Raw genomic sequence first — 3,571 nt, 5'->3', positions numbered from 1 at the left:
TACCAGAACCGCCAGCAGCGTGACCCAGCCGGCCACCACCACGCTGGTCCAGAGGCTGGCCAGCATGGGGCCGTCGGCAAAAAGCCCAGTGCGTCCGGCCTTGCTGCCAAAAAACCAGTCGAACGTGAAGCCACGCCAGGGCGGCGCCGGGTAGGGCGCATCGTTAAAGGCAAATACCGCGACCACGACCAGCGGCAGGAACAAAAAGGCGAAGAAAACCAGTGCGTACGCGACCGTGCCGGCACGCAACCAGGCAGGGCGGGGCAGGGAGGCGATCATGCAGTGCCCTTCATCATGACCGCCGCATCACTTCGCCGAATTTTTGGCCTGTGAGTTTTAAGCCCAACCAAACAATTGCAGTAGACAGACCCAACAGCAAGAAGCCAAAGGCCGCGCCCTGCTCCCAATTAAAGCGCGTAATGAACTGCGTGTAAATCTGCTCGGTGAACCAGAGAGAGTTCTTGCCGCCCAGCAGCGTGGGCGTGAGGTAGTTACCCAGGGTCAGCATGAAGACCACGATGCAGCCGGCGAGAATGCCTGGCGCGGCATGCGGAATGACGATTTGCCGCAGGATGGAAGGGCCATTGCCGCCGAGGTCATAGGCGGCCTCGATCAGCGTGTCGTCCAGGCTTTCAAGCGCGCTGATCAGCGGCACCACCATGAACAGCATGGACGTGTAGACCAAACCCACCAGGATCGTCGCGTCGCGATAGAGCAGTTCCACGGGCGCGTCGGTGAGGCCGAATTGCACCAGCACGGCGGGCAGCACACCCGATTCGCGCAGCAGAATCATCCAGCCCAGTGTGCGTACGGTTTCGCTGACCCAGAAGGGAATCAGGCACATCACCAGCAGCAGTGACTTGGCCCGGCCGCGCACCAGCTTGGCAATCGTCCAGGCGATCGGGAAGGCCAGCAGCAGGGTGATCAGCGTGGCCAGGATGGACATGACGGCCGTACGCACAAAGGTGTGCCAGTACAGCGGCTCGTCGATAAAGGTGCGGTATTGCGCAATGCTGGGCGCATATTGGCGCGGTGCGATGCGTTCGCGCAGCGACAGGATGGCAAGATCAATGTGCGGCAGCACGATCAAGCCGACCAGCCAGATCAGCGCCGGCGCCAGCAACAACAGCAGGATAAGTTTTGCCTGTGCCGACGCGGGTCCGGCATTTGCTGGGGGCATGGCGGCTGTGGCTTGCATGGTTTGCCGGCGCTAGGCGCCGGTTGTCCCGAAACAGGTGGCTTGCGCAGGGTCGAAGCTGAAGGCCACCGTTTCACCGACACGCAAGTCGGCAAAACGGCCGGTCTGCGGCAACGCGATGCGAAATTCCGTGCGGCTGCTGGTTTCGCGCAGCAAGACGGCCGAATTGGCGCCGTCAAACAGAAGGCTTTCGACTTGGCCGGCGTAGGACGTATGGGCAGCGGGAAGTTCCGTAGCGTCTCGGGCCAGGCTGATCGCCTCGGGCCGTACAAACGCCTGCACGGCCTGGCCGGACACGATTTTGCCGATGGCGCGGGCATGCATGGCAAGGCCCTGGCTGTTTGCCAGCGCCACCACGCTACCAGCTTCCGCGCCTGAAGCGGCACTGCCTGACAGCTTGTTGTTGGCGCCCACAAAGCCCGCGACGAAAGGCGTTTGCGGCTGGTAGTACAGCTCTTGCGGTGTACCCACCTGCTCAAAGCAGCCGGCATTCATGACGGCGACATGGTCGGACAGCACCAGCGCCTCTGACTGGTCGTGCGTGATGTAAACGAAGGTGGTGCCGAAGGCGGCCTGCAGTTGCTTGAGCTCGACTTTCATGTGCTCGCGCAGCTTTAAATCCAGCGCGCCCAGCGGTTCGTCGAGTAGCAGCAGCGTGGGTTCGAGCACCAGGCTGCGCGCGATCGCCACGCGCTGCCGCTGCCCGCCCGACAGCTGGTCGACGCGCTTGTTTTGCATGCCAGGCAGGCTCACGCGTTCGAGCATGGCGCCGACTTTGGTGTTGATGTCGCTGCGTGAAAGGCCGCGCCGCGCGAGGCCATAGCCGACGTTTTCACCGACCGACATCATGGGGAACAGCGCCAGGTGCTGGAACACCATGTTGACGGGCCGCTGGTTGGGCGGCACGCCGTTCATGGGTTTGCCGCCGATATGGATCTGGCCCGCATCGGGCGACAGGAAGCCGGCAATCATGCGCAGCAGCGTGGTCTTGCCGCAGCCCGACGGGCCGAGGATGGAGAAAAAGCTGCCGCGCTCCACGGTAAAGGACAAGTCCTTGACCGCGGGCTGGCCGGCGTAGGTTTTACCGACGTGTTCGGCTTGAAGGTCTGCGTGCATGGGTGACGCGCCTGCTTTAGCCATCTATCGCGATCGCCAGCGGACGGATGCTGGCACGCACAGAGCGAAATGCCAGTGAAAGCGCGGAACCGGCTTTGCCGGGCCGCAGATTTCGTCCCCCTGGGGGGAAGGCGCGAAGCGACTCAGGGGGGCTACTCAATTAGCTGCTTTCACGCGGTCCAGGACGCGGCCTTCGATGTCTTCAATTCCAGCAGGCACTGCGGGGTACCACTTCACGTTTTTCAACGCGGCTTCAGGGAAGCTGGCGGCGAACTGGGCCTTGAGCTTGGGGTCGGCCAGCTGGTCGGCACCCTTGGAGGCGGTGAAGTTGCCGGCAGAACCCGCCACCTTGGCGGCGATCTCAGGGCGCATGTTGAAGTTGATCCAGGCGTAGGCGGCGGCGTCGTTGCGGCCTTTGGCGGGGATGGCAAAGGTGTCGATCCAGCCGAGTGCGCCCGACTTCGGTGCGATGTATTGGATTTCAGGCTTTTCCGCGTTCAGCTTCCAGCCGCCCGTGTCCCACATCATGGCGCCCACCACTTCGCCGGCGCGCATGCCGTTGAGCAGCTGGTCCTTGTTGTCCCAGTAGAACTTGATGTTGCTCTTGCAGGCAATCATGGTCTTGCCGACTTCGTCCATCAGCGCGCCGTAGGCTTTCGGGTCCTTGTACAGCGCAAACGGGTCTTTGCCGGATGCAAAGGCGAAGGCCAGCAAGGTGGGGCGCTTCAGGCGCACGGCGGTTTTGCCCTTGACGTCAGCCTTGCACAGGTCCGGGTAGTCGGTCATTTTGGCCAGCTTGGTGTTGACAACGAGGCCATCGGTACCCCAGATGTGCGGCAGGCCATAAACCTTGCCATCGAGCGTGGTGTTTTTCTTCGTGGCTTCCAGCATGGACGGGATGAACAGATCAGACTTGATCTTGCTGAGGTCCATGGGCTTGTAAATGCCGAACTCCTGCTGCGGGCCGGTGATGCGGTCTTGCGAGGGCTGGGCCAGGTCAAAACCGGCGCCGCCGGTGGCACGCAGCTTGGAAATCATTTCTTCGTTGTTCGAGAGGGTCAGCTCAACGTCGATGCCGGTTTCTTTCTTGAACTGCGCTACGACATCGGCGGGGACATAGTCGGCCCAGGTAATCAGCCGCAACTTCTGGTCTTGTGCCCAGGCGGGGCTGGCCATGCTTGAAACAACGAGGCCGGCTCCGAGAATGTGGCTCATCAGACGGGATAATTTCATGTTGGCTTTTCCTTGGGTTATCAG

General features: G+C 61.9%; 4 protein-coding genes. All 4 read right to left on the bottom strand.

Annotated features, from left to right (window positions below; all coding sequences use genetic code 11):
• The coding region (locus AC1D0Z_RS17830) for an ABC transporter permease (protein WP_477659536.1) at window positions 1-279 on the bottom strand (279 nt) is incomplete at its 3' end.
• Window positions 280-292: 13 nt separating this feature from the next.
• On the bottom strand, window positions 293-1,180 hold the full coding sequence (locus AC1D0Z_RS17825) for an ABC transporter permease (protein ID WP_477659535.1): 888 nt from the start codon (window positions 1,178-1,180) through the stop codon (window positions 293-295).
• 30 nt (window positions 1,181-1,210) lie between these two features.
• Complete coding sequence (locus AC1D0Z_RS17820; protein ID WP_477659534.1) at window positions 1,211-2,314, bottom strand: ABC transporter ATP-binding protein; 1,104 nt, start codon at window positions 2,312-2,314, stop codon at window positions 1,211-1,213.
• A 156-nt stretch (window positions 2,315-2,470) separates the two neighbouring features.
• Window positions 2,471-3,547: an extracellular solute-binding protein gene (locus AC1D0Z_RS17815; protein WP_477659533.1), complete on the bottom strand. Its 1,077-nt coding sequence runs from the start codon at window positions 3,545-3,547 to the stop codon at window positions 2,471-2,473.
• Window positions 3,548-3,571: the final 24 nt, after the last annotated feature.

Source organism: Polaromonas sp. P1_E3 (assembly GCF_056405935.1).
This window is presented reverse-complemented; position numbering and strand designations above follow the sequence as displayed.

Excerpts from the sequence above, each read along its gene's own strand:
- AC1D0Z_RS17815 (WP_477659533.1), bottom strand. The coding sequence starts at position 3,547 with ATGAAATTATCCCGTCTGATGAGCCACATTCTCGGAGCCGGCCTCGTT.
- AC1D0Z_RS17820 (WP_477659534.1), bottom strand. The coding sequence starts at position 2,314 with ATGCACGCAGACCTTCAAGCCGAACACGTCGGTAAAACCTACGCCGGC.
- AC1D0Z_RS17825 (WP_477659535.1), bottom strand. The coding sequence starts at position 1,180 with ATGCCCCCAGCAAATGCCGGACCCGCGTCGGCACAGGCAAAACTTATC.